General features: G+C 74.1%; 1 protein-coding gene. It reads right to left on the reverse strand.

Translation table 11 applies throughout. The features are described 5' to 3' along the window. Positions 1-1151 (reverse strand): bifunctional aminoglycoside phosphotransferase/ATP-binding protein (locus ABFX46_RS43280; protein ID WP_346050450.1); only part of this gene is annotated, 1151 nt, incomplete at both ends.

A 1151-nucleotide genomic window follows, 5' to 3' on the forward strand; every position in this document is an offset into this window, starting at 1 on the left:
TCGCCGAGCCGGAGCAGTTTGGTGGCGCGGTCGGCGAGCTCCCGGTAGGTGCGGTGGTTCCATTCCGGGGCGTAGAGGCCGGTGCCGTAGGGGGCTGCGGCGGAGTCGAGGGGGGCGAGTCCGGCGAGCTCCTTGCGGACGCGGTCGCTGCTGAGGACCGAGCAGCCGAGCCGGCCGGCCAGGGCCCCGGCCAGGGAGGATTTGCCGGTTCCGGGCAGGCCGCCGACCAGGATCAGCCCGACCCGTCCGGTGCGCAGATGCCGCAGGGCGACGTCGGCGTAGGCGCGCGCTTCGGCGGCTGCGTCCGGGTCGCCCTGTGCGTGGCGCAGGCAGGCGACCTTGGCGCGCACGAACGCCCGGTAGGCGATGTAGTGGTGCCGCAGCGAGGACGGTGCCGGGTCGGCGGCGAAGGCGGCGTACTCGCCGAGGAAGTACTCCGCCAGGTCGGGGGCGCCGAGGCGTTCGAGGTCCATGGCCAGGAACGAGGCGTCGTCGAGCCCGTCCAGGCTGCGCAGCGCCCGGTCGAACTCCAGGCAGTCCAGGACGCGGGGGCCGTCGTCCAGGCAGAAGATGTCGCCGGCCAGCAGGTCGCCGTGGCCGTCGAGGACGTGGCCTTCGGCGATGCGCGCGTCGAACAGGGCCGCGCGGCCGTCGAGGAACTCGTCGGTGAGCGCCTCGGTCTCGGTCGCCGCGGCGGCGTCGAGCACGTCGCCGTGGAACGGGCGTACCTGGTCGAAGCTGTCGTGCCAGCGGGCTTGGACGGCGTCTCGGGTGCCGTGGGCGCTGATCTCGGGGCCGCGCGGAGCCTGGGCGTGCCAGGCCGCCAGGATGCGCGCGGTGTCGCGCAGCGCGTCCCGGACGGGTGCGCCGGCCGCGACCAGGGTGGCGAGCCGGCGGTCGGCGGGCATCCGGCGCATGACGACCAGGTGGTCGCAGACGTCGCCGCCGGGGCCGTGCACGTCGGCGACGCCGAGGTAGACGTCGGGGGCGAACCGCCGGTTGAGCCGGACCTCCTCATGGCAGGCGCGCTCGCGGAGCTCCCGCGTGCCGAAGTCGAGGAAGCCCAGGCTCACCGGCTTCTTGATCTTGTAGGCGCGGTCTCCGGTGAAGAAGACGACACCGATGTGGGTCTCGCTGACGGCGGCGTTGTC

It is taken from the genome of Actinomadura chokoriensis (genome assembly GCF_039529475.1).
GTDB classification, from domain to species: Bacteria; Actinomycetota; Actinomycetes; order Streptosporangiales; family Streptosporangiaceae; genus Spirillospora; species Spirillospora bangladeshensis.